Below are 26,435 nucleotides of genomic sequence, written 5' to 3'. Positions count from 1 at the left end.
GGGCATCCTCATGAACACCGAGACGGCACATGAACTCGCACAGCACCCTGCTTCACGGCCCCGGCGCGGGCTGATCGAGCGCGCCTGCGCGGATCCCGCCGCCATCGCTCCCCGGGATGCCCGTGAAGTGGGCAGGTACTTCTTCGAGCGCCTCGCCCACCTCGAGGAGGGCACCCGCGAACATCAATATGTCCGCAACACGCTGATCGAGATGAACCTCTCCTTCGTGAAGTACGCCGCCTCCCGCTTCAGGCACCGCGGCCCGGAGGAGATGGAGGACATCGTCCAGGTCGGCACCATCGGCCTCATCAAGGCGATCGACCGGTTCGAGCTGTCCCGTGAGGTCGAGTTCACCTCCTTCGCCCTGCCGTACATCACCGGTGAGATCAAGCGGTTCTTCCGCGACACCACCTGGGCGGTGCACGTCCCGCGCCGACTCCAGGAGGCGCGCGTCGAACTGTCCAAGGCCACCGACGAGTTGCAGACGCACCTGGGACGGCATCCCACCACGGCCGAACTCGCCGAGCTCATGCAGCTGGAGCCGGCCGAGATCGCCGAAGCGCAGAAGGCGGCCAACGGCTACAACGCCGCCTCCCTCGACGCCTCACTCACCGGCCAGGACGCCGAGGGGGAGGAATCCCGGCTCGCCGACGTGATCGGCGTCGAGGAGAACACCTACGAACTGATCGAGAACTACCGCTCCCTGGCTCCGCTCATCGACCGGCTCGACACCCGCGACCGTACGATCATCCACCTCCGCTTCGTGGAGGAACGGACTCAGAAGGAGATCGCCGAGACCCTCGGCATCTCCCAGATGCACGTCTCCCGCCTCCTGGCCCGTCTGCTCGCCCAACTCCGGGCCGGTCTCATGGCTACGGCGTAGGAGCCGCGCCGCGCGCCGCCATCACTCCGAACCCGGCGATGTACTCCTTGATCGGCCGGTAGAAGGAGTACGTCACGTCGTACGGGCCCGCCGCGCCCAGCGCCGCGAACGCGGCGACCCATGTACGCACCTCGTGGGCGGAGTTGCCGGCGTCCTCGGCCATCCGCTCCGGTGTCATCGCGTCGACGGGGGAGAGGTCACCGGAGGCGAACGTCGCCATCAGGGCCGTGTCCCAGTCGGGGTTCAGGTCCCGGATGCCGGCCGTGCCCGCGGCGAACGCCTTCGCCGTGTCCACGACCCGCTGCTGGCGGGCGTCGCGGGCCGCGGCCGTGGGGTGGCGGCCGTTCAGCAGCAGCGCGCGGGCGGCGTCGTCGGCGGTGGCCCACTGGGGGACCGGCGGGTCGTGGGAGAGGCCGCCGGAGCCGATGACGAGAACCCGCTCGTCCTCCAGGGTGGCGAGGAAGGAGCCGATCGCCTCGCCGAGCCGCCGCACGCGGCGCATCGTCACGAAGGGCTTGGCCACACCGTTCACGAAGACGGGAACGGTCGGCACCCGGTCGATGCCGCCGAAGAGGATCTCCAGTGGCTGGATCGCGCCGTGGTCGACCTCCATGCGGCGCGAGACGGCCACGTCGACGTCGCGCTCGGCCACCCACTGCGCGAGTTCCTCGGCCCGCCCGGTCGGCACGTTCAGCGGGCCCGCGGTGGTGCCGTAGTCCCCGACGCCCAGCGCCTCGTAGCCGATGCAGAATGGTGGCATCAGGTCGTAGAAGAAGCCGTTGTAGTGGTCGGGCGCGAAGGAGACCACCAGCGTGGGGTCGTACTCCCTGACGAAGGTCCGTGCGGCGGAGAAGGCGCCCTGGACCGCGGCATTCACCTCGGCGGGCGGGTCCGCGTACTCCAGGAGTGGGCTGTGCGACATGGTGACGAGGGCGACGGTCATGCCGGGGCTCCTTCCAGGGCCGGTTCCTCGACGGGTTCGGTGGTGAGCGACGCGGCCGTGCGCAGGGCGGCGAGGGCCCGGGACGCCTGGCGGGTGAGGCAGGCCGCCGCCACGAAGTGGTCGGGGCGCAGCACGACCAGGCCGCAGGCGCGCACGTCGAACCAGTCCTTGAGGGCGCCGGTGCTGTCGCCGACGACGGTGACGGGTGCCGGTGAGTTCGCGAACTCTTGCTCCGCCCAAGGGCGTTGGGTCTCCGGAACGAAGGAGACCAGCTCGATGCGGTGGCGGCGGACCAGGGCCAGGTCGGCCTGGGTGAGGAACGCCGTCGGGTTCGTTCCCCACGTGGGCAGCGTCCACCAGTCGCCCGTGACCTCGTCGAGGAGGACGTTCGCGGCGGCGGCGGTGGTGACGCGCGGCTGGATGAACTGGAGCCCCACCGGGGAGAGTTCACCGGCGGAGTCGGTGAACGGCGCCAGCTTTCCCCTTCGCTTGAAGTCGGCCCGCGCCCTGCCCGGCGTGAGCGTCGCCTGGTCGACCACGACCCCGGCGGCGTAGCGCGGCATCGGCTTGAAGTGCAGCTCGGTGAAGTACGACTTCCACTTCGGTACGAGGTTCAGCGCGGAGGCGGCGACGTCGCGCACCGCGCCGCCGAAACGGCCCATCTTCATGACCGTGCCCGCCGCCATGTTCACATCGATCATGTCGGAGGCGTGCTTGCGGCGTTCCTCGGTGTACGTGTCCAGGAGCGCGTCGGACGCGTCGCCCGCGAGGACCGCGCTGAGCTTCCACGCCAGGTTCGTCGCGTCGCGGATGCCGGAGTTCCAGCCCTGGCCGAGCCACACCGGCATCAGGTGCGCGGCGTCGCCGGCGAGGAAGACACGTCCCTTGCGGAAGTCGGAGGCCACGCGACCGTGGTGGGTGAAAGTGCGCTGGTTGATGACGTTCAGCGCGGCAGGGTCGGGGACGTGCCGTCGCAGCAGGGAGTGCATGAACGCCGGGTCGTCGCACAGGGCGGTCGGCTCGTCGTCGTGGAGCATGAACTCCCAGCGGCGGATGCCCTGCGGCAGGCCGATGGAGACGTACGGGCGGCGCGGGTCGGCGCCGAGATAGACCGAGGGGGTGCCGATCGGGTCGTCCGCCACGTCCACGACCACCCAGCGGGTCGAGGGTGACTTCCCCTCGAAGTCCGCGCCCATCCACTTGCGGGTGAAGGAGCTGCCGCCCTCGCAGCCGACGGCGTACCGGGCGGTGACGGTGACCGTGTCCGTCAACTCGCCCTCTGCGTCGCGCTGTTCGGCGGTGACGGTGACGTGATCGCCGTGCTCCTCCAGGCCGACGACCTTGTGGCCGAAGCGCAGTTCGGTGTCGGGGAACCGGTCGAGGCCCGCGGCGAGTTCCTTGTCGACGAGCGGCTGCACGAAGCCGTGCTTGCGCGGATAGCCGAACTCCTGGGCGCGCGGGTTGTTGGTGGCGAGCACCTGGCCGGTGCCGTTGACGAGCCGTACCACGTGGTGCGGGACCGTGAACGGCTGTACGCGCTCCCACAGGCCCGCCGTGTGCAGGGTGCGGATCGACTCGTCGTCGAGGCCGACGCCGCGCGGGTAGTCGATGAGTTCGTCGCGGGCCTCCAGGACGGTGGCCCGGTGGCCGCGGACGCCGAGCAGATTGGCGAGGGTGAGGCCGACGGGCCCCGCTCCGATGACGACGACGTCGGTGTCGAAGGTGGTCATGGGGTGTTCCGATCGATGCGGTGAGTTGCGGTGCGGGTCGGCTCAGTTGTGCGCGAGGAAGTCGACGACCAGGCGGTTGAACTCGGCGGCGTGCTCGATCATCGCCCAGTGACCGCACCGATTGAGCAGCACCAGACGGGAGTCGGGGATGTTGGCCAGCAGCCACAGGCTCGTCTCGTAGTGCAGGACGCGGTCGTCCTTGCCGTGGATCAGCAGGGTCGGCGCCTGGATGCCCGGGATCTTGTCGCGGTCGACCTTGATCGGGATGGGGGCGCCGTGCGCGAGGCCCTCGACGTAGTTCGCCAGGTGGTCGGGGCGGGCGAGCGCCGCCTCGGAGCGCGCCCGGGTCAGCTCAGGGGTCGCGAACCGCGCCTTGTCGTACGCCATGATCTCGACGAGCGCCCGCATGTTCTCGGGGCTCGCGTCCTTGTAGGCCCTGACCAGCACCTTCAGGCCCTCGCTCGGGCCGTCGCCGGGGCCGAAGAGGGAGGCCGGGCCACGGCCGAGCGAGGCACCCATGGTCACGAGGTGGGTGATGCGCTCGGGGTGCAGCGTGGCGAAGCGGACCGCGGTGTGTCCGCCCATGGAGTTGCCGACGAGGGCGGCCCTGGTGAGGCCCAGCGCGTCCAGGAACTCCACGAGTGTCGCGTCGTGGTCCATGTCCTTGGTGGCCTGGGCGTCGGAGTCGCCCCAGCCCGGCATGTCGGGGGCCACGACGTGGAATCCGGCGTCGGCGATCGCGCCGATGTTGCCCGAGAAGTTCGACCAGCCCGTCGCGCCGGGACCCGAACCGTGCAGCAGCACGACGGGCGTGGCGCCGGGTTCCCCGGCCTCGTAGTAGCGCATGCGCAGGCCCGACGGAAGGGCGATGTCGTGCGAGGCGGCTTCCTTGGTGAGGGACATGACCTGGCTCCTCGTTCTTTATGTGCACTCTCAAGGGCGTTATTTACACGCCAGACATCTCGATGGAACGCCGACCGGGTGGGAATGTCAAGAGGTGTTCGGCCGCGTCGTTCGTGCGTCGCACGCCCGTGACCTGGGGATTCGTGCTCGTGCGGGCATGCCGACGAGGGCCGGGAGCTCGTGCCCTCCCGGCCCTGCGTCGTACGAGGTGTCAGCTCGCTTCGGTGAGTCCCAGCGCCACGTCGACGATCATGTCCTCCTGGCCGCCGACCAGGCCCCGCTTGCCGACCTCGACGAGGATCGTGCGGACGTCGACGCCGTAGCGCTCGGCCGCCGCCTCCGCGTGCCGCAGGAAGGACCCGTACACCCCGGCGTACCCGAGGGTGAGGGTCTCGCGGTCGACGCGCACCGGGCGGTCCTGGAGCGGGCGCACCAGGTCCTCGGCGGCGTCCTGGAGGGCGAACAGGTCGCAGCCGTGCTTCCAGCCGTTGAGGTCGGCGACCGCGACGAACGGTTCGATGGGGCAGTTGCCCGCGCCCGCGCCCTGGCCGGCGAGGGAGGCGTCGACGCGGGTCACGCCCTCCTCGACGGCGACCATCGAGTTGGCGACGGCGAGGGAGAGGTTCTCGTGGGCGTGGATGCCGATCTCGGTGGCCGGGTCGAGGACGTCGCGGTAGGCGCGCATCCGCTCGCGGACACCGTCCATCATCAGGCGGCCGCCGGAGTCGGTGACGTAGACGCAGTGCGCGCCGTAGGACTCCATGAGCTTTGCCTGCGCCGCGAGCGTCTTCGCGTCGGCCATGTGGCTCATCATCAGGAAGCCGGACACATCCATGCCCAACTCGCGCGCCGTGGCGATGTGTTGGGCCGACACGTCCGCCTCGGTGCAGTGCGTGGCGACCCGCACGGAGCGCACCCCGAGTGCGTACGCCTGCTTCAGCTCCTCGATGGTGCCGATGCCGGGCAGCAGGAGGGTGGTCAGGCGGGCGTTCTTGATGTGCGCGGCGGCGGTCTCGATCCACTCCCAGTCGGTGTGGCTGCCGGGGCCGTAATTGAGGGAGCCGCCGGCGAGTCCGTCTCCGTGGGACACCTCGATGCCGTCGACACCGGCCGCGTCGAGGGCGGCGACGATCTTCCCGACCTGCTCGGGCTCGATCCGGTGCCGGATGGCGTGCATGCCGTCGCGCAGGGTGACGTCCTGGATGAACAGCTTGGTGTCACTCATGCGTCGGCTCCCTGGAGTTCGGTGGCGCGGGCGGCCATGGCTTCGGCCATCCGCAGGGCCGCGCTGGTCATGATGTCGAGGTTCCCGGCGTACGCCGGAAGGTAGTGGGCGGCCCCCTCGACCTCGAGGAAGACCGACACCTGGTGGGTGACCGGCGCCTCGGTGAGGGTGTGCACCGGCTGGTCGGCCGGGACCGGCGTGATCTGCACCTGCTGCTTGAGGCGGTACCCGGGCACGTACGCCGACACCTCGTCGACGCGCTGGGCGATCGCCGCGCGGATCGCGTCGTGCGCGGCCTCGTCCGGGGCGTTCACCAGCGCGAGCACGGTGTCCCGCATGATCAGCGGGGGCTCCGCCGGGTTCAGGACGATGACGGCCTTGCCGCGGTCCGCGCCGCCGACCGTCTCGATGGCGTGGCTCGTCGTCTCGGTGAACTCGTCGATGTTCGCGCGGGTGCCGGGGCCCGCGCTCTTCGACGCGATCGAGGCGACGATCTCCGCGTACGGGACGGGCGTCACGGAGGACACGGCCGCGACGATCGGGATGGTGGCCTGGCCGCCGCACGTCACCATGTTCACGTTGTCCGCGCCGACATGGTCGTCGAGGTTGACCGCCGGGATCACCATCGGACCGATGGCCGCGGGGGTCAGGTCGACGAGCTGCTTGCCGTACGGGGCGAGCGCGGCGGCGTTGGCGACATGTGCCTTCGCGGAGGTGGCGTCGAAGACGATCCTGATGTCGTCGAAGCCGTCCATGGCGATCAGGCCCTGGACACCCTCGGCGGTGACCGGAACGCCGAGCCGCTTGGCGCGGGCGAGCCCGTCGGAGGCGGGGTCGATGCCGACCATCGCCCCCATTTCGAGGGTGTCCGAGAGCCGGAGCACCTTGATCATCAGGTCGGTGCCGATGTTGCCCGAGCCGATGACGGCGACCTTGGTCTTCATGCGGTGGCTCCCTCATGGGTGGAGGCGTGGAAGCGGACGGAGACGGCGCCGAGTCCGCCGATGTCGGCGGTGAACGTGTCACCGGCCGCGGCGGGCACCATCGGGCCGAGCGCGCCGGACAGCACGACCTGGCCCGCGCGCAGCGGATCGCCGACGTCGCGGGCGGTCCGGGCGAGCCAGGCGAGGGCGATCAGCGGGTCGCCCAGACAGGCCGCGCCGTTGCCGGTGGAGACGGTCTCCTCGCCGCGCCGCATGGTCATCTCGGCCTCGACCGGCTCGAACTCGGCGAGCTGCTTGGCCGGGGAGCCGAGGACGTAGAGAGCGGAGGAACCGTTGTCGGCGACGGTGTCACCGAAGGTGATGTCCCAGTCGGCGATCCGGCTGTCCACGATCTCCAGGGCGGGCACGGCGTGCGCCACGGCGGCCCGGATCTGCGCGTCGTCGAGCGGGCCCTCGGCGAGGTCGGCGCCCAGGACGAACGCGATCTCCGCCTCGACCTTCGGCTGGAGCAGCGACCCGACCGCCACGGACGCCCCGTCGTCGACGCTCATGTCGGCGAACAGCACCCCGAAGTCCGGCTGGTCCACGCCCAGTTGCTGCTGCACGGCGGGGGAGGTGAGGCCGATCTTGCGGCCGGTGACACGACCGCCCGCCTTCAGGCGGTCCGCGGTGAGCAGCTCCTGGACGGCGTAGGCCGCCTTCACGTCGTCGCTGCCGATCAGGTCGCGGACCGGGGCGCAAGGGGCGTGGTCGGCGGCGGCGCGCAGCAGCCGCCGGGCGGCCCGTGCCACGGCGTCGTCGCCGGGGCCGCTGCCGTTGCTGGTGGCGGGGGGAGTCTCGTTCATGCCCTCAGCTTGGACACTCGGGCCGCCGCACGCCCAGCGTCGAGTTCCGTCTGGCGGAACTCTTCCGCAGATCAGTGCTTGCGCAGCTCCGCGCGGCGCCCGAGCGTCGCGGAGATCCCCGCCGCGGCGGCCCGCACGCTGTTGGCGTGCCGCGCGGGCTGGAAGCGGTGCACCGGGCCCGTGACACTGACGGCCGCCACGATCTCGTCCGCAGGACCGAAGATCCCTGCCGCGACGCACACGATGCCGACCGCCGACTCCTCGTACTCGAAGGCCACGCCCTTCGTGACGACGTCGGACAGTTGGCGCGTCAGGACGTCGACGTGGGTGATGGTCCGCGGTGCCTTGCGCTCCAAGGGCCCGCGCAGCGCGGTCTCGCGCACCTCGGCCGGAGCGTGTGCGAGCAGCACCTTGCCGATGGCCGTCGCGTGCAGCGGCATCCGGCCGCCGAGCCGGGAGGGTGAGTCGGCCTGCTGGTGGCCGCCCATCTTGGCGACGTAGACGACCTCGGTGCCCTCACGGGTCCCCAGATGGACCAGCTCGTGCGTGCGCACGAAGAGGTCCTCCAGGAAGGGGGTGGCCACTTCGAGCAGTCCGCGCTCGACCGACGCGCGCATGCCCAGCTCGAAGACGAGTCCGGACAGCCGATAGCGCCCCTGGACACGGTCGAGGAGACGCGCTGCCACGAGATCGCCGAGAACCCGGTGCAGGGTGCTCTTGGCGAACTCCGTGCGCCGTTGCAGCTCGGCGAAGCCCAAGGTGGTGTCCTCGACGGTGAAGGCCTGCAACACGGTGAGGGCCTTGGCCAGGACGCCGCTCGGCGCGTCGTCGCTCACGGGGACTTCCTTCCGGGGTCTTGCTTCCCAGGGACGTGTCCCGACTGTACGGGACGGGGGGCGCGGGCACCGGGCCGTGCGCCCGCGCCGGGGTGACGGTGTGTCACCACCGCGCACGTAGACTGAGCGGATGAGCGACAAGCAGGTGGGCAAGGCCGTCGGGTCCCAGACCCTCTCCCGTGGACTGCGCGCCCTCGAACTGGTCGCCGGGCAGCCGCAGGGGCTCGCCGTCCAGGACGTGGCGGAACACCTCGGCGTCCACCGCACCATCGCCTACCGCACCCTGGTCACGCTCGCCGAGCACCACCTCGTCGTCCGGGCCTCCGACGGCCGCTACCGCGCCGGGTCCGGCACCGTCACGCTGGCGCGCGGCTACGCGGCGGGCGTCCGCGAGGCCGCACTGCCGGTGCTGCGCCGCACGGCGGACGAGCTCGGCGCCACGGTCGCGCTGATCGCGGCGGAGGGGGACGAGGCGGTCGCCGTCGCCGTGGTCGAACCGCGGTCGGTGGACTACCACATCGGCTACCGGGTCGGCAGCCGTCACCCCGTCGGCGTCGGCGCCGCCGGCCTGGCGCTCGCGACGCTGCGGCTGCCCGCGCCCGGGGAATCGGCCCAGGTCACGCAGGCCCGCGAGCAGGGGTACGCCCGCACCTTCGGCCAGATCGAACCCGGCGCGCACGGTGTTGCCGTTCCCCTGCACACCGCGGACCCGGCGCTGCACATGTGCGTCAACCTCATCACCTCGCGCGAGGACGTGGCCGACGCCTCCGTGGCCGCGATGCGGGCGGTCGCCAAGGAAATCTCGGCGCACACATGACACAGGCCTCCACGTCCGACGTGGATGCTCTTCAGCCCTGCCGCTTCGCTCCCAGATGCTTCGTACCCGTGTGAATACCGTGCCCAATGCCGATGAGTCCAGACGCAGTGACCAAGGGGGTGGCCTCGCTGGTGGGCAGCCAGTGGAGCGTGACGCACAACAGGAGAATCACAAAGGCGAACAGCCCCCATGGAATGTCGGCGATGCCCATGAAGACACAGTCGACCTTTTTCCATCGCTCCTGGAGGCTGAGACGGTTGTCACTCGGCGGCGTTTCTTTGGGTGAGGTCATCGCGTCTCCCTCCGTCCGCGCCCTGTCGGCCGCTCCCCTCCGGTGTCTCGGCTGCACGCCTGCCGTGCAAGGTGCCGGCCGGTACCTGTCAGGGGCCGAAGGTCCCTCGCCCGGAGCGTTGTCCCGGGTTTCCGGGGAGATGTCACCTCACAACTCGACCTCGAATTCGAGGTCGTCGTAGCGGCGCTCCGCGATCCTTTCCCGGCGCCCCGCGATGAGGGTGAGGTAGGCGTCCTCCTCGCAGACCGCGCTCGCCGGGATACGGAGGAACAGCACGTCCCCGCGGTCCTCCACCGGGTTCTGCCAGGCGCGGGAGTGGCCGCCGAGCTGGATGTCGTGTGTCCACCGGGGGTAGAGGACGGCGTCGATCTTCCCGATCAGCCGGTCCACGAGACGTCGGCGCTCGGCGTCCTCTCCGGCGTACTCCGCGGCTTCCGCGACGTCGGACCAGCGCTGGAAGTCGGGCATGGTGGCGCCCGGGACGGCGTAGAGCGGGAACGGATCGTGGAAGTCAGGACCGGCTGTCCCCTCGACTTCCCGCAAGGGGTGTTCGGCGGCTCCGGCCTCCCCCGGCGGGAGGTGGATGACGGCGCCTTCCCCCGGGTAGTCGCTGATCTCGGCGAAGACCACCAGGTGCCCGTCAGCGGGGAAATCGATGTCGAGGGAATCGGCGGGTATGGCGGCGCAGTCGAGGGTCAGGATGTGCGGCAGGCCCTCGGGAGCCTCCAAGTCCTTTGGCAGACGGGCGGGTCCGGCGGCTCGGCCGACCGGCCGGGCCCCTTGTCTCTGCGCCTCCGGCACCATGTCGTAGGCGCAGAGATGAACGCAGGGGCGCAGGTGGCGGAGGAACGACTCCGTCACCGGATCGGGCACACCAAGGCCCCGTCCGGCGTCGAGGACGGCCTCCCGCGTGGTCTCACGTACGGTCGAAGTCATGGTCGGCACAGTGCCATGCGGCACTGACATCGGGGGCCGCGGACTCGACCCGTTACGAGGACTCCCGCACCACCAGCTCCGTATCGAGCACCAGTCGCGTCCGCGCGAGCGCCGGGTTCCCGATCTCGCGCAGCAGCGTGCGCGCGATCGTGCCGCCGATCTCCTCCGTGGGCTGGCGGACCGTCGTGAGCGGAGGGTTGGTGTGGCGGGCGAGGTAGGAGTCCTCGAAGCCGACGACCGAGACGTCCTCCGGCACCCGGCGTCCCTGGGCGCGCAGCTCGAGGAGGGCCCCCGCTGCCATCAGGTCGGAGGCGGCGAACACGGCGTCCAGGTCGGGGGCGCGTTCAAGTAGCGAACGCATCGCCGCGCGGGCGCCCTCCTCGGTGAAGTCTCCGGCCGCGACCAGGTGTTCCTCGGCCGGGATGCCGGCCTCGACGAGTGCCTCCCGGAAGCCGCGCAGCCGGCTGCGGCCGACCTCCATGTCCTGGGGGCCCGCGATGGTGGCGATACGGCGCCGGCCGCGCTCCAGGAGGTGGCGTACGGCGGTGGCGGCCCCGCCCCGGTTGTCGGCGCACACGTAGCTGAGCGGGTCGTCCTCGCGGCGGCGACCGGCGAGGACGGTCGGCAGCCCGGCGGACTCCAACAGGCCCGGCAGCACGTCGTGTTCGTGCACCGAGACCAGCAGCACGCCGTCGACCCGGCGTTCGGCGACGGACTGGGTGAGCTGGTCGCGCTCGGCCTGGTCGCGCACGAGCGTGAGCTGGAGCTGGGTGCGCGTGTCGGCGAGCGCCGCGCTCACCCCGCGGATCACGGCCGAGAAGTAGGGCTCCGAACCCAGGCGGCTCTCGGACTCGGGGATGACGAGGGCGACGGCGTTGGTCCGGCTGGTGACCAGGCCGCGGGCCACCGAGTTGGGAACGTAGCCCAGTTCGGCGATGGCGTTGAGCACGGCCTCCCGCGCCTGCTCGCTGACCAGCTCCGAGCCGTTCACCACACGGGAGACGGTGGTGCGCCCGACACCGGCCCGGGCCGCCACGGTCTTGATGGTCGGCCGGGAGGCGGACGCCCGGCCCTGTTCGCGCTCCGGCGGTGCGCTCCCGCTCCGCTCCCGGCGCGCGCGTTCGCTCTGCTCCGGGCGCGAGCCCAACTCCGTGCTGGTGTCCGACTTCCGCCGCGCGCCCTGCACCTGATGCGCGACCTGCTCGCCGTTCGTCATCGTCCTCGATCCTCCAATTCGCCGCCACGGCCTTCCTGTTGGATGTGCCGGCCCTCCGGACGCGCCCCGGCCCCCTCCCGGCCTGCGCATTCTGCCAGTCGCCACCCCGATTCTGCCCGCCCCGCGGCCCCGTTCGGGAAGCGTCCGTCGATAACGAGGTGGAAACGAGCTGGATTCGACTTCTTGACAAGGGAGTTGCCGGCAGCCAGTCTTCCAGCAACTCAGTGGGCACGTTCCCACCAACTCTTCAGCAGGCGCGCCAGAGACCGTGAACCTTGGTTGTCGGCCTCCGTCAAACCTGCCCTGAGCTGGGAACTTGTTGGTGCCTACCGCGGGCGGCCGAGCTTCGGGCCGACTCGTTCCACCGGTGCGTCGGCGCCGTCTCAGGGAGGACGTTCATGCTCAAGGTCGAGCGGAAACTGCGTACAAAAGTCACAGCCGTGCTGGCCTGTACGGCGGCGGGCGCCCTGCTCGCGGGCTGCGGCGGAGAGGGCGCCGGCGCCACGGGCGGCGGCGTCAAGGACGGCAAGGTCACCATCACCATGGGCCTGTACGGCGTGATGGGCTTCAAGGAGACCGGCCTGATCGAGAAGTACGAGAAGGAGCACCCGAACGTCACCGTCAAGGTCGAGGCGGCCGGCGACGAGCAGACGTACTACACGGCCCTCCAGACCCACCTCGCCAGCGGCTCCGGGCTCAAGGACGTCCAGGGCATCGAGGTGGCGCGGGCCAAGGAGATCACCGAGACGCAGGCCGACAAGTTCACGGACTTCGCCGGCACCAAGGGCACCGACCACTTCCAGCCGTGGAAGCAGGCCCAGATCACCACGAAGGACGACAAGGTCCTCGGTCTCGGCACGGACACCGGGCCCATGGCGGTCTGTTACCGCAAGGACCTGTTCGAGCAGGCCGGGCTGCCCACCGACCGCGAGAAGGTCGGCAAGCTGTGGGAGGGGGACTGGAAGAAGTACGTCGAGACCGGCGAGAAGTTCGCCAAGGGCAACAAGGACAAGAAGGTCTCGTACCTGGACTCGGCGTCCGGCCTGTTCAACGCCATGGTCTACGGCAACTCCGAGCAGTACTACGACAAGTCCGGCCAACTGATCTACAAGACCAACCCGGCGATCAAGGAGGCCTGGAACCTGTCGACCGAGGCCGCCCAGAAGGACCTGACCGCCAAGTTGCCGCAGTTCCAGCCGGGTTGGGACCCGGGGCTCGCCAACGGCACCTTCGCCACCACCGTCTGCCCGGCCTGGATGCTCGCCCACATCACCGACAAGGCCGGCAAGGCCAACAAGGGCAAGTGGGACGTCGCCAAGGCCCCCAAGGGCGCCAACTGGGGCGGCTCCTTCCTCGGTGTCACCGAGAAGAGCCCGGTGAAGGACGAGGCCAAGAAGCTCGTGGCATGGCTGACCGCTCCCGAGCAGCAGGCCTACCTCTTCGAGAAGCTCGGCAACTTCCCGTCCTCCAAGACCGCGCTTGAGGACCCGAAGGTGAAGGACGCGAAGTCGGAGTACTTCTCCGGAGCTCCGACCGGCCGGATCTTCGGTGAAGCGGCCAACGAGGTGCCCGCCGAGCAGATCCTCGGCCGTAAGGACGGCACCATCAAGGACGCCTTCTCGCAGGGCCTCCAGCTGGTCGAGAACGGCAAGTCCCCGGCGCAGGCCTGGAAGACCACCGACGAGCGCGTGAAGAAGGCGGTCGGCTGACGCGTACGGCACCGGACGGGTGCGGCCGGATCGCCCTCCGGCCGCGCCCGTCGCCCGCCGCATCGCTCATCCGCCAGCCCGCCGCCCCACGGAAGGACCCCCGGTGGCCGCCTCAACTCTCGCTTCGGACAAGCCCCGTTCAAGGATTCCGCTGCTGCACCGCCTTGACGTGAAGGGCGCACCGTACGCGTTCGTCGCGCCCTTCTTCGTCATCTTCGCCGCGTTCAGCTTCTACCCGTTGATCTACACCGCCTGGATCTCCCTCCACCAGGTCGAGCTGTCCACCTTCGACGTCATGACATGGCGGGGCCTGGACAACTACACGGCGCTCTTCGCCGACGAGCGGTTCTGGAACGCACTGCGCAACACCGTCACCATCGGCGTGATCTCCACGGTTCCGCAGCTGCTCATGGCCCTCGGCCTGGCGCATCTGCTCAACTACAAGATGCGCGGCTCGACCTTCTTCCGGGTCGCCGCCATCACCCCGTACGCCACCTCGGTCGGCGCCGCCGCGCTCGTTTTCACGATGCTCTTCCAGCGCGACTTCGGGATGATCAACTGGGGTCTCGGCCTGGTGGGCATCGACCCGATCGACTGGGAGAACTCCACCGGAGCCTCCCAGACCGCCATCTCCGCCATCGTGATCTGGCGCTGGACCGGCTACAACGCCCTGCTCTACCTGGCCGCCATGCAGGCCGTGCCGCTGGAGCGCTACGAGGCCGCCGCCATCGACGGCGCCAACCGCTGGCAGCAGTTCCGCACCGTCACGGTCCCCGGCATCAGGGCCACGATCGTCTTCACCATCGTCCTGTCGACGATCGGCGCCACCCAGCTCTTCGGTGAACCACTGATCTTCGGCCAGGGTCCCAACGGGGTCACGGGCGGCACCGACAACCAGTACCAGACGCTCGGCCTGCTGCTCTACGAAGAGGGCTGGAAGAACTACCAGATGGGCCGCGCGGCCACCGTGGCCTGGGCGATGTTCCTGCTGCTCGTCCTCGTCTTCGTCCTGCAGCGCGTCATCTCGCGCCTGCGCAACCGCACGCACTGACCGGGGGAGCCACGCCATGACCACCGACACCGCTCCGGTCCGCACCGGCGCCGCACGCCGCGGCGCCGTCGAACGCCCCGCACCGGCCCGCCGCAGGCGCCTGCGGCAGGGCGCGGGCAAACAGCACCACGCCGGGCCCCTCGCCTACATACTGCTCGGGCTCACGGCCCTGGTCTCGCTCTTCCCGCTGTACTGGACGCTGGTCGCGGCCTCCACGGACAGCGCCCGGATCTCGCGGACCCCGCCCCCGTTCCTGCCGGGACCGAACCTGTTCACCAACCTGTCCCGGGCCTGGACCGAGGCCGCCATGGGCAAGGCGATGATGAACTCGCTGATCGTGGCCGGTGCCATCGCGCTGTCCACGGTGCTCTTCGCGACCCTCGCCGGATTCGCCTTCGCCAAGCTCCGCTTCAAGGGCCGCAACGCCCTGCTCATGGTCGTCATCGGAACCATGATGGTGCCGCCCCAACTCGGCGTCGTCCCGCTGTTCATGATGATGAGCGACCTCGGCTGGGGCCAGCAGCTGCCCTCCGTCATCTTCCCGACGCTGGTCAGCGCGGTCGGCGTGTTCTTCATGCGGCAGTACTTCGCCGAGGCGCTGCCCGACGAGCTCGTCGAGGCGGGCCGGGTCGACGGCGCGCACTCGCTGCGCATCTTCTGGTCCATTGTGCTGCCGATCGCCCGCGCCCCCATGGCCGTCATCTTCATGATCACGTTCGTGCACGCCTGGAACGACTTCTTCTGGCCGTTCATCGCCCTCGACATGAGCAACCCGACGGTGCCCGTGGCCCTCACCCAGCTGAGCGCCGGCTACGTCCGCGACCAGTCCCTGATCATGGCGGGCGCGCTGCTCGGCACGCTGCCGCTGCTCGCGATGTTCATCGTCTTCGGCCGCCAGATCGTCGGCGGCATCATGCAGGGCGCCGTCAAGGGCTGAGCAAAGCGCTCAATCGGCCCCGCACTGCGCCAACTCCCCTACCTCTCACGTCCGTTCTTCTCGGAGGAGCCCTCCATGTCATCCGCGCTCACGTTCCCCGCCGACTTCCTGTGGGGCACGGCGACCGCCTCGTACCAGATCGAGGGCGCCGCCCAGGAGGACGGCCGCACGCCCTCCATCTGGGACACCTATGCACGCACCCCCGGCAAGGTCCTCAACGGCGACACCGGCGACATCGCCTGCGACCACTACCACCGGTGGGCCGAGGACGTCGACATCATGGCCGACCTCGGCGTCAAGGCGTACCGCTTCTCGCTGGCCTGGCCGCGCATCCAGCCGACCGGCCGCGGCCCGGCCCTCCAGAAGGGCCTCGACTTCTACCGGCGCCTCGCCGACGCGCTGCGCGAGAAGGGCATCAAGCCGGTCGCCACGCTCTACCACTGGGACCTGCCACAGGAGTTGGAGGACCTGGGCGGCTGGCCGGCCCGCGAGACCGCCGAGCGGTTCGCCGAGTACGCGGCGCTCGCCGCCGAGGGCCTGGGCGACCACATCGACACCTGGACCACCCTCAACGAGCCCTGGTGCAGCGCTTTCCTCGGCTACGCGTCCGGCGTGCACGCCCCCGGTCGCACCGAGCCCGTCGCCGCCCTGCGCGCCGCACACCACCTCAATCTCGGCCACGGCCTGGCCGTTCAGGCGCTGCGCTCCCGACTGCGCCCGGCCGCCGAGATCTCGGTGACACTCAACGTCCATCACGTGCGCCCGCTGACCGACGCGGCCGGGGACGTGGACGCCGCCCGCCGCATCGACGCGCTCGCCAACCGGGTCTTCACCGGCCCGATGCTGCGCGGCGAGTACCCCGATGACCTGCTGAAGGACACGGCGCCGCTGACCGACTGGTCCTTCGTCGAGGACGGCGACCTGAAGAAGATCAACCAGCCGCTGGACTTCCTGGGCGTCAACTACTACTCGCCCACGCTGGTCTCCGAGGGCGACCCGGCCCACGGCAACGACGGCCACGGCGCCAGCACGCACAGCCCCTGGGTGGGCGCGGACCGCGTCGCCTTCCACTCCACGCCCGGCGACCGCACGGCGATGGGCTGGACGATCGACGCCTCCGGCCTGGAGGAACTCCTCCTCCGCCTGGGCGCCGACCACCCCGGCCTGCCCATGGTGATCACCGAGAACGGCGCCGCGTTCCACGACTACGCGGACCCCGAGGGCAAGGTCAACGACCCGCAGCGCATCGCCTACGTCCGCGACCACCTGGCCGCAGTGCACCGCGCGCTGTCCGCGGGCGCGGACATCCGCGGCTACTTCCTGTGGTCCCTGCTGGACAACTTCGAGTGGGGCTACGGCTACAGCAAGCGCTTCGGCATGGTCCACGTCGACTACCCGACGGGAAGGCGTACGCCGAAGGCAAGCGCCCGCTGGTACGCGGGAGTGGCCGCGACGGGGGTGCTGGAGGGCTGACGGAGGGGGCGGGGACGAAGGGCGGGGGCTCGACCCCCGCCCCCTACCGCCGGACCGGAAGCGCCGCCCGCCTCCGGAACAGTTCCTCCGCCGCGCTCTGCGCCCGCCGCCGCACCTCGTCCGTGTCCACGCTCAGCACCTTCCCGCCGGACACCCGCAGTTCGCCGTCGACCCATACGTGGTCGACGTCCGCGGCGGATGCGGAGAACACCAGGTGGGGGACGGCGTTGAAGTCGTCGCCGTGCAGGAGGGGAGTGGTGTGCAGGGTGCGCAGGTCGACGGTGACGACGTCGGCGCGCTTGCCCGGAACCAGCGATCCCGTGACGTCGTCGAGGCCGAGCGCGCGGGCCCCGTCGCGGGTGGCCATGTCGAGGATGTCCCACGGGTCGCCGGTGGTCGGGTCCAGGGAGGTCACCTTCTGGAGCAGCGAGGCGAACTTCATCTCCTCCAGCAGATCGAGGTTGTTGTTCTCCTTCTCGCCGTCGCTGCCGATGCCGACGGCGATGCCCCGGCGACGCATGTCGGCGACCCGGGCGGGGCCCGACGACAGCTTCATGTTGGAGCAGGGGCAGTGCGCGACGCTCGTACCCGTCCCGGCGAGCAGGTCGAGTTCGCGGTCGTCGAGCCACACACAGTGGGCGATCACGGTGCGCGGTCCGAGGATGCCGCGATGGTGGAACTCCTCGACGGGGCGGCGTCCGAACTGCCGTAGTGACTCCTCGACTTCCCACGTCGTCTCGGAGGAGTGGGTGTGCAGGCCGGTGTCGAACTCCTCGGCCAGCGCGGCCGCCGCCCGGAACGCCTGCTCGGTGCAGTAGAAGAGGTGCTCCAGGCCCACCCAGGAGCGCACCCGCCCGTGGGCGTACGTGCGGTACTCCTTCAGCAGGCGGCGGTTGGTCTCCAGCGTCTCGAAGTAGTCGTAGCCGGGGAGATCGGCGACGTAGGGGACGAGGGTGGCGCGGATGCCGACCTGTTCGGCGGCGTGCGCCGAGCCCTCCATGTGGCGCCACATGTCCATCACGGACGTGGTGCCCGCGCGCAGCGACTCCGTGTAGCAGAGCAGCGAGGCGGCCTCGGCGATCTCGGGCGTAATGGCCTTGTGGGCCGGATCCACGTAGTCGCGCAGCCAGTCCCACAGGGACTTGGACTCGGCGGTGCCCCGCAGCAGGCCCGAGTGCAGGTGGGTGTTGTGCAGGCCGGGGACGACGGCGTGGCCGGTGGCGTCGACGACCCGCGCGTCGGTGGTGGCGAAGGCCTCCGGGCGGTCGACGGCGACGATGCGGTCGCCCTCCAGGAGGACGGAGCCGGGGTCCAGGACCGTGCGCGTGCCGTCGCAGGGGATGACGATGCCGTTGTGGATCAGCGTGCGGGCCCGCCCGTGCTGTGTGTGCGTCATGACCAGAACCCTTCGTGGACCGAGGACGCCTCCGCGTGCAGGCAGGGGCCGACGACATCCACCTGCCGCTGCCCGGCGGCCAGCACTTCCCGGCACGGCAGCGCCATCGTCGGGTTCTCGGGGTTCGCGCCGGTGAGGGCGAGGAGTTCGTCCTCACCGAGGGCGTACGCGACCCGGCCGATGCCGCTCCAGTAGACGGCGCCGGTGCACATCGCGCACGGCTCGGTGGAGGTGTACAGGGTGGCGCGGGCCAGTGTGTCGCGGTCGTAGGCGCGGGTCGCCAGGCGCACCAGGTTGGTCTCGGCGTGGCCGGTGGCGTCCCGTTCCGACACGACGGTGTTTCCGGCCTCCAGGACCTGCTCGCCGTCCAGGACGAGCAGCGCGCCGAAGGGATGGTTGCCGGCGGCGCGGGACTTCGCCGCCGCGGCGATGGCGGCACGCAGGAAGGTCTCGTCCCTCGTGTCGGGCGCGGTGGTGACGGTCATGCCTGGCTCCTCAACTTCTCGTACGAAGGGGTGGGTTGGGGTCGGACGCGCGGGGGCGGGGGCACACCACGGTGTACGCGGCCCCCGCCACCGCGAACCCGACGAACAGGCCGAACGGGCCGAGCACCGGGTGTGCCTCGGCGAGCGGCCCCGTATAGAGGGACTGGTTCATGAACGGCAGCTCGGCGGCGATGGCCAGGAGTACGCACGGCAGGCCCCGGCCGAAACGGTGCCGGGTGTCGTACGGATCCGCGAGGGCGCGCCGCCCGCGCCCCCAGTACGCGACGATCATCACCGCACCCCAGGGCGCCAGCCAGTAACCCGTCATCAGCAGAAAGTCGTTGAGCTGCGCCGCGAAATCGCCGTGCCCCGCGTACCAGGCGAGCGCCGTGCCGAGCCCGCCGACGACGAGGACCGACACCCAGCGAGGAATGCGGACCCCGGCGACGAGCGCGGCCATCGCACCGGAGTACAGGTCGATGACCGTGGAGGCCAGCGTGGACAGGAGCAGGCACAGCAGCACGACGGTGCCGAGGGCGGGCGGCAGCAGGCCGCTGACCATGGCGCTCGGATCGTCGAGCGCGCCCACCGTGCCGAGGGCCGCGCCGAGCGAACCGATCCACACCCCGGCGAGCGCTCCGCCGCCGCCCGCCGCGAGGAACACGCGGCGCGGCGAGCTCTGCGCCGGCAGATAGCGGCTGTAGTCGGAGGCGTACGCCGACCAGCCGAGCACGCGGGCCGAGGTGACGGCGACGACCAGCAGGAATGCCGCGGTCGAGCCGTCGGCCGGGGCCACGGGGGCGGTCGCGTGCGCGGCGCCGAAGCCGTACACCGACATCACGGCGAACACCACGACCAGGACCACGGCCAACACCCGCTCCACGGTGTGGATCAGCCGGTACCCCACGACCGCGATGCCGAGCTGTGCCACCGCCATCAGGGCGAGCGCGGGTCCGAAGCCCATGCCCGTCAGATCGCGCAGGATGAAGACACCGAGCAGCGAGTCGACGACACACCAACCGACGCCGTTGACCACGGTGAACGCGGCGGACGGCAGATTCCCGAGCCGGCCGAACGGGCCGCGCGACTGGATGAGTTGCAGCACGCCCGTCAGCGGCCCGCGCGTCGAGAACAGGCCGACCAGGGCCGAGCTGAGCAGTGTGCCCATGACGATCGCGAGGACGGCGGGCAGCAGGTCGAGGCCGAACACCGAGGTCGACAGGGCGCCCACGCTGAGCGTCGCGAACTGCACGTTCGCACCGAACCAGAGCGTGAACAGCGACCAGGGCCGACCGTGCCGCCGCGTGAGCGGCACGGGTTCGGCCCCCAGGCGTTCGACGGTCGAGGGGCGGTCGGGGGCGGGATGTTCGGGGGCGGCGCGCATGGTGGGCTCCTCACCAGGACAGGACGGGAGTACGGAGCGGGGTGGGACGGGTGCGTGTGCGGGTGCAGGTGCGGGACATGCGGCTCGTTGCGTGTCTCAGTGAACCGGCGTCGCGGCGCTCGCGGGATTGCACATCTCTCCAGACGAGCGGCCCTTTTCGCGCGGTGGGCCCGTACTATGCTCCAAACCCCTTGCACGCCGGTGTGCATGCCTGTAACACGAGTCGCCCGCCCCTCCCGTGGGCGGTGCCGAGGAGGCCGACCGGTGGAGCTCGCCGAACTGCTCGCGATGCCACGACTCGGGCTGCGGTCCGTCGTGGCGTCCCCCGTCGAGAGCCCGCGCATCCGGGGCGTCTACACCACGGACCTGCCCGATCCGGGGCGCTACCTCGACGGCGGGGAACTCGTCCTGACCAGCACCACCTGGTACCACGAGCCGCGCGACGCCGATGTGTTCGTCGCCGCCCTGTCGGGCGCGGGCGTCGCCGCGCTCGTCGCCGGGACCGCGGACGTCGGCACGGTGCCCGCGCCGCTCGCCGACGCCTGCACCCGGCACGGCCTGACACTGCTCACCATCGACGACGACGTGTCGTTCGCGGCGCTCACCGAGACCGTGCTCGCCGCGCTCGGGGGCGGCCACCGTCGCGCGCCCTCCGTGAACCTGCACCGCGGGCTTGTCGCCAGCATGGCCGCGGGGGAGGGGGCCGAAGGGCTCATCGACGTGTTCGCACGGGCCACGGGTGTGTGGTGCGCGGTGCTCTCCGCGACCGGCGCGCCGCGCGCGGGCGGGGTCCCCATGGTGAGCGAGCGGCAACTCGCCCGCGCCCACCACGACGCGCTCGGCGCGGGCGGTTTCCCCGCCGTACGCGCCGTCTCCGGCCGCGGCGAACTCACCCTGTTCCCCGTCGAGTCACCGGCCGCGCGCCGCCCGCCCTCCGCGTATCTCGCCTCCTTCGGCGACTACCGGGACTGGGCGCCGGGCGTGGCCGACGCCGCGTGGGAGGTGTGCGCGCTGCTCGCGCTCGACGGCGCCGCGGCTCAGGAGCGCCGCCGCGTCGAGGCGCGCTTCCTGCGGGAGGCCGTCGACCTGCTCGCAGCCGGCCGGGAGGAGGCGGCCGCCGCCCGGCTCACCAGCCTCGGCCTCGACCTCGGCGCGCCGCTGAGCGCCGTGTACGTGCGCACCACCGGCAGCCCGTACGGGGCCGAACTCGCCGCCACCGTCCTGGAGGACGTCGCCGAACGGCTGCCCGGCAGCTCGGTGCCGATACCCGCAGAGGGCGGGGCGTACCTCATGCTCGTACCCGAGGGCGACCACGACACGTCCGGCGCCGCCGAGCGGCTCGCCCCGCTCCTCGCGGACGGTCACGCCGCCATCGGCACGGGGGAGCCGGCCACCGGCACGACCGGCCTGCGCCGCTCCCTGGAGGAGGGCCGCAACGCGCTCCGCGTCGCGGCCCTCGAAACCGGCACCGTGCGCACCGCGGGCACCGGTTCGCTCTCTTCCTACCAACTCCTGCTCGCGGCCGTCCCCGACGACGTGCGCCGCTTCTACCGCGACCGCCTGATCGGCGTCGTCGAGAGCTACGACGCCGCGCACGGCAGCGAACTCGTGGCCACGCTCAGGGCGTTCCTCGACGCCTCCGGCTCGTGGCAGCGCTGTGCGGAGCAACTCCACATCCACGTCAACACGTTGCGCTACCGGCTCCAGCGGGTGGAACAGCTGACCGGCCACAGTCTCGCCACCCTGCGCGACCGCATCGACTTCTGCCTGGCGCTGAGCATCGGGTGAAAAGCCGTGTCAGTCCCGCGAGTTGCCGAACATGACCCGGTAGCCGACGAGGAGGACGAGCGAGCCCGCGATGGCGGCGATCCAGGTCGGCAGGTCGAAGAAGTCCTTGGTGATGGGGCGGTCGAGGAAGCGGGACGACAGCCAGCCGCCCACGAAGGCGCCCGCGACGCCGATGAGTGTGGTGCCGATGAGGCCGCCCGGATCACGGCCGGGGAGCAGAACCTTGGCGATGGCTCCGGCTATGAGGCCCAGGATGATCCAGCTGATGATGCCCATGAGTTGGTCGGTCTCCGTTCGCGTTCGTACCTTGCTTGTTTGCGCAACTCTATAGGTGTGCAAGGGGGTGTCGGGAACGGCGGCAGCGGCGTGGGTCGGTCAGTGCCGTTCCGGGCTGATCCCCGCCACCGCGAGGCCGAGCAGCGCCTCGGCGCGTGCCGTGGGCTCGGGGTGGTGTTCCGTTGCGAGGGCCAGGCCGACGGCCAGGGTGATCAGGTCCTCGACCGTGAGCCGTGAATCGACCGCGCCCTCCCGTGCGGCGCCGCGCAGCAGGGGCTCGCCCGCCTCGATCAGCGCCGCCGCACAGGAGTTGCCGCCCACGGGGTCGTGGTCCGCGTCGTACGAGAGGGCGGCCGCAAGCCCCCGCGCGGTGACACAGTAGGCGAGCACCTCGCCCAGCCATTCCAGGAGCGCTCCGCGGCTGCCGCCGTCATCGCCGTCGCGACCGTCGAGCTCTCGTGCCCGCGCGCACAATGTCTGGATCCGCTGCTGGGACACCGCCTCGAGGAGTGCCCGTCGGGTCGGGAAGTGCCTGCGCACGGTCGCGGAGCCGACCCCGGCCACGCGCGCGATCTGCTCCAGCGAGGCGTCCGCGCCCCGGGCGGCGACCTCCTCCTCGGCCACGGCGAGGATCCGCTCGTAGTTGCGCCGGGCGTCGGCGCGCTGCCGCTCGACCATGTGATCAGCTCCAGGATTGCTAAACGGCGGGGTCCGCCATATCGTATCCGAGCATAAGTGGCGGGCCCCGCCGTTTAGCTTGTCGAGGGAGTTCATCCATGTCTGTTCCGCACACTGATCCGTCGCGGCTCCATGCCCCCGTGCTCGTCACCGGCGCCACCGGGCGTCAGGGCGGCGCCACCGCCCGTGCGCTGCTCGCCGCGGGCGTGCCCGTACGTGCCCTGGTCCGGGACCCCGGCACCGAACGGGCCCGCGCCGTCGAAGCGCTCGGCGCCCGGCTCGTCACCGGAGACCTCCTGGACCGCGACTCCGTGACGCGCGCCGCAGAGGGGGCCCGCGCCGTCTTCTCGGTCCAGATGCCGCTCTTCACCGCGGAGGGAGTCGACTTCGACAACGAGCTGACGCAGGCCACCAACCTCGTCGAAGGTGCGCAGGCCGCCGGGGTGGAGCAGTTCGTGCACACCTCCGTCGCCGGGGCGGGGCAGCACACCGAGGTGTCCGGCTGGGCCGAGGGGCGCTGGGACTTCATGGCCCCCTCCCTCGACACCAAGGCCGCCATCCAGGACCTGGTCCGCAAGGCCGGCTTCGCGCGCTGGACCCTCGTCAAGCCGGGCTTCTTCATGGAGAACCTGCTGCCCTCCATGGCCTACCTCTTCCCGCACGGCATCGAGGGCGGCCTGATCACGATCATCAAGCCCGACACCCGACTCTCCCTCACCGCGGTCGCCGACATCGGCACCGCGGCCGCGGCGGCCCTGACGGACCCGGACCGCTTCCACGAGGTGGAGCTCGAACTGGCCAGTGAGTACCGGTCGATGGCGGAGATCGCCGAGGTCCTCAGTCGCGTCCTCGACCGGCCGATCACCGCGCCCGACCTGACCCTGGAGCAGGCCCTCGCCGCCGGAATGCCGCCCATGGGCGCCTCCGGTGCCTTCATGAACGCCGCGAGCCAGCCGGGCCGCCCGGAGTTCGCGCGAGCGCTGGGCCTGCCGCTGACCCGCTTCGAGGACTGGGCGAGGGACAACCTGGGTTAGCCGGTCAGCTCCGGGCGTCGGACTCCCGTCGTCGCCCGGCCGCAAGCGCGACGTCGATGGCCGTCCACGCCATGCCGGTCGCCCCGTCGAGCACGGCCCGGTCCGCCGCCTGCGTGGCGCACGCGGCGGTGAACTCCGGCTGGTGATTGACAGCGGGCGCGCAGTCGAGGCCGAGCATGGGGTGGATGGTGGGCACGACATGGGAGACGTTGCCCATGTCGGTGGCGGCGCCCGCGACGCTCTTCGGCAGCTCGGGAAAACTGCGGCCGAGCGCCGTCGCGTTGGCGACCCACAGGTCGAGCAGTCCCTGGTCCGGGCGCAGGTCGGCGTAGTCGGGGCCGACCGGCGTGGTGGCCAGATCGCAGCCGGTGGCCAGTGCGCCCGCTTCGAAACAGCGGTACACACGCTCCGTCAGCGGCTGGAGGGCGTCCAGGGTGTCGCTGCGCACGATCCAGTGGCCGCGGCTGACGTCGGGGATGACATTGGCGGCGGAGCCGGCCTCTGTGACGACGCCGTGGATGCGGTCGGAGGCGGCGGTCTGCTGGCGCAGCAGCCCGATGCCCACCTGGGCGAGGGTCATGGCGTCCGCCGCGTTCACGCCCAGTTCGGGGTAGGCGCCGGCGTGTGCCGGCTTGCCCTTGTAGGTCACATCGAGCTGGGTGACGGCCAGGCCCGGCATCGCCGCCATCTCGACCGCGGCCGGGTGCACCATCATGGCCGCGTGCACGCCGTCGAAGGCGCCCCGCTCCAGCATGAGCACCTTGCCGCCGCCGCCCTCCTCGGCGGGTGTGCCCAACACCCTTACGGTCAGGCCGAGTTCGTCCGCCAAAGGGGCCAGTCCGATCCCGGCGCCGACCGCCGCGGCGGCGATGATGTTGTGGCCACAGGCGTGCCCGATGTCCGGCAGCGCGTCGTACTCCGCGCAGATCGCGATGTGCGTCGGACCGCTGCCGATGGTCGCTTCCACGGCGGTCGGCAGGTCGCAGTACCCGTGCCGGACCTCGAACCCCGCATCGCTGAGAGCATCGGCGACCCAGCGGCTGGCGCGATGCTCCTCGAACGCCAACTCCGGGTGGGAGTGGATGCGGTGGGACAGTTCGATCAGGCTGTCCTCGGCGGCACGGATGTGCCGTGCCGCGGTCTCCTTGGCGGCCATCACCGGGCCACCGCCGGGGACGTGGCGGCGATGTGCACGGTGGCGGGCCGGGTCGCGGCGTCGTACGCGGCACGTGCGCCGGTGGCGCCCATGCCGCTGTCGCGGGCGGGTTCGTAGAGCCGCTCGGGGCCGCCGCCCTGCCACTGGTTGACCCAGACGACACCCACGGGGAGGTGTGCTGCCGCCGCGATGTGGTCGGGGTCGTCGGTGTAGACGGTGGCTGCGAGGCCGTAGCGCGAGTCGGCGGCGCGGGTGAGGCCCTCCTCGAAGTCGGCCACGACGGTGACGGGCGCCACCGGCCCGAACGTCTCCTCGGTCATCACCAGCATGGTGTCGTCGACCCCGGTGAGCACGGTCGCCGGGTAGAAGTAGCCGGGACGTTCCGGAACCGCCCCTCCGGTGTGCACGGTGGCACCCTTGGCGACGGCGTCCTCGACATGGCGTCGTACGGTGTCGCGCTGGCGGGCGTCCACGAGGGGGCCGAGCATCGTGGCGGGGTCGAGGCCGTCGCCGATGGTGAAGGTGTGTGCCGCGGCCACCAGGGCCTCGACGAACTCGTCCGCGACCCGCTCATGGACGTAGATCCGTTCCATGGAGGTGCAGATCTGGCCGGTGTTGATGAACGCGCCGAAAGCGACGGCCTGCGCGGTGGCCACCGGGTCGACCCCGGCGTCGACCACGACGGCGTCCTTGCCGCCGAGTTCGAGCACGCAGCGGTTCAGGCGTCCCGCGGTCGCCGTGCCCACGGCGCGGCCCGCTGCGACCGACCCGGTGAAGTGGACGAGTCGTACGTCCTCGTGCTCCGCCAGCGCCGCGCCGGTGGGGCCGTCGCCGAGGAGCAGGTTGAGTACGCCCGCCGGCAGCCCGGAAGCGGCGGCCAGCTCGAACAGCCGCACCGTCGAGAGCGGGGACCGCTCCGAGGGCTTGACCACGACGGTGTTCCCGGCGGCCAGCAGGGGGCCGAGGGCGCCGAGGACCATGGCGACGGGGAAGTTCCACGGGGTGATCACGGCGGTGACACCGAGCGGGTGGCGGACGATGTCGGTCCGCTCGCCCGCTGGACCCGGACCGGTCACCGTTTCGCTGAACGGGTAGGTGAGCGCCTGGTCGGCGGCGGCCTTCAGCCCGGCCACCGCGCCCTCGACGAACGTGCGCCCGATGCCGACCGGCTTGCCCATCTCCCGGCATTCCAGCTCGGCCAGCTCCGCGGCGTGCGCGGCGATCGCGTCGGCCCAGGTGTGCAGGTGCTCCACGCGCCGCGCGACGGTGAGTGCGGCCCACTCCCGCTGCGCGGCGCCCGCCGCGGCCACGGCGCGGTCGACGTCGTCGGCGTTGCCCGCGTGGAACTGGGCTGTGGCTTCCTCGGTGGCGGGATTGACCACGGCGACGACGTCCTCGCCGGCCGGCTTCTCCCACCGGCCGCCGATGAAGTTCTGGAGGGTTTCCATGGTGGGGGCCGTTTCTGTTCGGTAGGGGGTGCTGCGCGTCACGGGGGCGG

General features: G+C 71.2%; 25 protein-coding genes. 8 read left to right on the top strand and 17 right to left on the bottom strand.

Features of this window, described 5'->3' with window-relative positions; genetic code table 11:
* The first annotated feature begins 10 nt into the window (after positions 1-10).
* On the top strand, positions 11-883 hold the full coding sequence (locus ACNYS0_RS05415) for a SigB/SigF/SigG family RNA polymerase sigma factor (protein WP_422471507.1): 873 nt from the start codon (positions 11-13) through the stop codon (positions 881-883).
* On the opposite strand, the gene ACNYS0_RS05410 is transcribed toward ACNYS0_RS05415, so the two are convergent.
* The 7 genes from ACNYS0_RS05410 to ACNYS0_RS05380 all read right to left on the bottom strand — a co-directional run bounded on the left by ACNYS0_RS05410 (position 873) and on the right by ACNYS0_RS05380 (position 8,309).
* Positions 873-1,826: a 3-carboxyethylcatechol 2,3-dioxygenase gene (locus ACNYS0_RS05410; protein ID WP_422471506.1), complete on the bottom strand. Its 954-nt coding sequence runs from the start codon at positions 1,824-1,826 to the stop codon at positions 873-875. The two genes, ACNYS0_RS05415 and ACNYS0_RS05410, sit on opposite strands and share 11 nt — an antisense overlap.
* The gene (gene mhpA, locus ACNYS0_RS05405; protein ID WP_422471505.1) at positions 1,823-3,556 is read right to left on the bottom strand and encodes a bifunctional 3-(3-hydroxy-phenyl)propionate/3-hydroxycinnamic acid hydroxylase MhpA; all 1,734 of its coding nucleotides are present in this window, start codon (positions 3,554-3,556) and stop codon (positions 1,823-1,825) included. The genes ACNYS0_RS05410 and mhpA overlap by 4 nt, the downstream gene beginning before the upstream one ends.
* A 42-nt stretch (positions 3,557-3,598) precedes the next feature.
* Positions 3,599-4,459, bottom strand: a complete 861-nt coding sequence (locus ACNYS0_RS05400; protein ID WP_422471504.1) for an alpha/beta fold hydrolase — start codon at positions 4,457-4,459, stop codon at positions 3,599-3,601.
* A 211-nt stretch (positions 4,460-4,670) separates the two neighbouring features.
* Positions 4,671-5,684 (bottom strand): 4-hydroxy-2-oxovalerate aldolase, encoded by a 1,014-nt coding sequence (gene dmpG, locus ACNYS0_RS05395; protein ID WP_422471503.1) that lies wholly within the window; start codon positions 5,682-5,684, stop codon positions 4,671-4,673.
* The gene (locus tag ACNYS0_RS05390; RefSeq protein WP_422471502.1) at positions 5,681-6,628 is read right to left on the bottom strand and encodes an acetaldehyde dehydrogenase (acetylating); all 948 of its coding nucleotides are present in this window, start codon (positions 6,626-6,628) and stop codon (positions 5,681-5,683) included. Before ACNYS0_RS05390 ends, dmpG begins: the two co-directional genes overlap by 4 nt.
* Complete coding sequence (locus ACNYS0_RS05385; RefSeq protein WP_422471501.1) at positions 6,625-7,473, bottom strand: 2-keto-4-pentenoate hydratase; 849 nt, start codon at positions 7,471-7,473, stop codon at positions 6,625-6,627. Before ACNYS0_RS05385 ends, ACNYS0_RS05390 begins: the two co-directional genes overlap by 4 nt.
* A 71-nt stretch (positions 7,474-7,544) precedes the next feature.
* Positions 7,545-8,309: an IclR family transcriptional regulator gene (locus ACNYS0_RS05380; RefSeq protein ID WP_422471500.1), complete on the bottom strand. Its 765-nt coding sequence runs from the start codon at positions 8,307-8,309 to the stop codon at positions 7,545-7,547.
* Between the two features lie 130 nt (positions 8,310-8,439).
* Between ACNYS0_RS05380 and ACNYS0_RS05375 the strand changes: the two genes are divergently transcribed.
* The gene (locus ACNYS0_RS05375; protein ID WP_422471499.1) at positions 8,440-9,126 is read left to right on the top strand and encodes an IclR family transcriptional regulator; all 687 of its coding nucleotides are present in this window, start codon (positions 8,440-8,442) and stop codon (positions 9,124-9,126) included.
* A gap of 31 nt (positions 9,127-9,157) precedes the next feature.
* Here ACNYS0_RS05375 and ACNYS0_RS05370 read toward each other — a convergent pair whose 3' ends face one another.
* The 3 genes from ACNYS0_RS05370 to ACNYS0_RS05360 form a co-directional block, all read right to left on the bottom strand.
* On the bottom strand, positions 9,158-9,418 hold the full coding sequence (locus ACNYS0_RS05370; RefSeq protein ID WP_422471498.1) for a hypothetical protein: 261 nt from the start codon (positions 9,416-9,418) through the stop codon (positions 9,158-9,160).
* A gap of 147 nt (positions 9,419-9,565) precedes the next feature.
* Entirely contained in the window at positions 9,566-10,354 is a 789-nt protein-coding gene (locus ACNYS0_RS05365; protein WP_422471497.1) for a hypothetical protein, read from the bottom strand.
* Positions 10,355-10,406: 52 nt separating this feature from the next.
* Complete coding sequence (locus tag ACNYS0_RS05360; protein WP_422471496.1) at positions 10,407-11,570, bottom strand: LacI family DNA-binding transcriptional regulator; 1,164 nt, start codon at positions 11,568-11,570, stop codon at positions 10,407-10,409.
* Positions 11,571-11,968: 398 nt separating this feature from the next.
* Here ACNYS0_RS05360 and ACNYS0_RS05355 point away from each other — a divergent pair, with 398 nt between their 5' ends.
* From ACNYS0_RS05355 to ACNYS0_RS05340, 4 genes are all read left to right on the top strand, one after another.
* Complete coding sequence (locus tag ACNYS0_RS05355; protein ID WP_422471495.1) at positions 11,969-13,279, top strand: ABC transporter substrate-binding protein; 1,311 nt, start codon at positions 11,969-11,971, stop codon at positions 13,277-13,279.
* Positions 13,280-13,382: 103 nt separating this feature from the next.
* Positions 13,383-14,330: a carbohydrate ABC transporter permease gene (locus ACNYS0_RS05350; RefSeq protein WP_422471494.1), complete on the top strand. Its 948-nt coding sequence runs from the start codon at positions 13,383-13,385 to the stop codon at positions 14,328-14,330.
* A gap of 16 nt (positions 14,331-14,346) precedes the next feature.
* Positions 14,347-15,267 carry a carbohydrate ABC transporter permease gene (locus tag ACNYS0_RS05345; RefSeq protein WP_422471493.1) on the top strand — a complete coding sequence of 307 codons (921 nt, stop codon included), beginning with the start codon at positions 14,347-14,349 and terminating at the stop codon, positions 15,265-15,267.
* A gap of 75 nt (positions 15,268-15,342) precedes the next feature.
* Positions 15,343-16,740, top strand: coding sequence for a GH1 family beta-glucosidase (locus tag ACNYS0_RS05340; RefSeq protein ID WP_422471492.1), 1,398 nt, complete (start codon positions 15,343-15,345; stop codon positions 16,738-16,740).
* A 43-nt stretch (positions 16,741-16,783) separates the two neighbouring features.
* On the opposite strand, the gene ACNYS0_RS05335 is transcribed toward ACNYS0_RS05340, so the two are convergent.
* The 3 genes from ACNYS0_RS05335 to ACNYS0_RS05325 are packed head-to-tail and all read right to left on the bottom strand — an operon-like array spanning position 16,784 to position 20,005.
* Positions 16,784-18,136: an amidohydrolase family protein gene (locus ACNYS0_RS05335; protein WP_422471491.1), complete on the bottom strand. Its 1,353-nt coding sequence runs from the start codon at positions 18,134-18,136 to the stop codon at positions 16,784-16,786.
* On the bottom strand, positions 18,133-18,621 hold the full coding sequence (locus ACNYS0_RS05330; RefSeq protein ID WP_422471490.1) for a nucleoside deaminase: 489 nt from the start codon (positions 18,619-18,621) through the stop codon (positions 18,133-18,135). Before ACNYS0_RS05330 ends, ACNYS0_RS05335 begins: the two co-directional genes overlap by 4 nt.
* A gap of 10 nt (positions 18,622-18,631) precedes the next feature.
* The gene (locus ACNYS0_RS05325; RefSeq protein WP_422471489.1) at positions 18,632-20,005 is read right to left on the bottom strand and encodes a purine-cytosine permease family protein; all 1,374 of its coding nucleotides are present in this window, start codon (positions 20,003-20,005) and stop codon (positions 18,632-18,634) included.
* Positions 20,006-20,269: 264 nt separating this feature from the next.
* Here ACNYS0_RS05325 and ACNYS0_RS05320 point away from each other — a divergent pair, with 264 nt between their 5' ends.
* Entirely contained in the window at positions 20,270-21,793 is a 1,524-nt protein-coding gene (locus ACNYS0_RS05320; protein WP_422471488.1) for a PucR family transcriptional regulator, read from the top strand.
* 9 nt (positions 21,794-21,802) lie between these two features.
* Here ACNYS0_RS05320 and ACNYS0_RS05315 read toward each other — a convergent pair whose 3' ends face one another.
* Together ACNYS0_RS05315 and ACNYS0_RS05310 are read right to left on the bottom strand one after the other, a co-directional pair.
* Entirely contained in the window at positions 21,803-22,069 is a 267-nt protein-coding gene (locus ACNYS0_RS05315) for a GlsB/YeaQ/YmgE family stress response membrane protein (protein ID WP_422471487.1), read from the bottom strand.
* A gap of 99 nt (positions 22,070-22,168) precedes the next feature.
* The gene (locus ACNYS0_RS05310; RefSeq protein WP_422471486.1) at positions 22,169-22,747 is read right to left on the bottom strand and encodes a TetR/AcrR family transcriptional regulator; all 579 of its coding nucleotides are present in this window, start codon (positions 22,745-22,747) and stop codon (positions 22,169-22,171) included.
* Positions 22,748-22,845: 98 nt separating this feature from the next.
* Between ACNYS0_RS05310 and ACNYS0_RS05305 the strand changes: the two genes are divergently transcribed.
* Positions 22,846-23,781, top strand: a complete 936-nt coding sequence (locus tag ACNYS0_RS05305) for an NmrA/HSCARG family protein (RefSeq protein WP_422471485.1) — start codon at positions 22,846-22,848, stop codon at positions 23,779-23,781.
* 4 nt (positions 23,782-23,785) lie between these two features.
* On the opposite strand, the gene ACNYS0_RS05300 is transcribed toward ACNYS0_RS05305, so the two are convergent.
* Together ACNYS0_RS05300 and ACNYS0_RS05295 are read right to left on the bottom strand one after the other, a co-directional pair.
* On the bottom strand, positions 23,786-24,937 hold the full coding sequence (locus ACNYS0_RS05300; RefSeq protein ID WP_422471484.1) for a M20 family metallopeptidase: 1,152 nt from the start codon (positions 24,935-24,937) through the stop codon (positions 23,786-23,788).
* Positions 24,937-26,427, bottom strand: coding sequence for an aldehyde dehydrogenase family protein (locus tag ACNYS0_RS05295; protein WP_422471483.1), 1,491 nt, complete (start codon positions 26,425-26,427; stop codon positions 24,937-24,939). The genes ACNYS0_RS05300 and ACNYS0_RS05295 overlap by 1 nt, the downstream gene beginning before the upstream one ends.
* Positions 26,428-26,435 lie beyond the last annotated feature (8 nt).

The organism is Streptomyces anthophorae (assembly GCF_049310305.1).
In the GTDB taxonomy this organism is placed as follows: Bacteria; Actinomycetota; Actinomycetes; order Streptomycetales; family Streptomycetaceae; genus Streptomyces.
The sequence above is the reverse complement of the archived record's forward strand: the minus strand, read 5'-3'. Positions and strand labels throughout refer to the sequence as shown.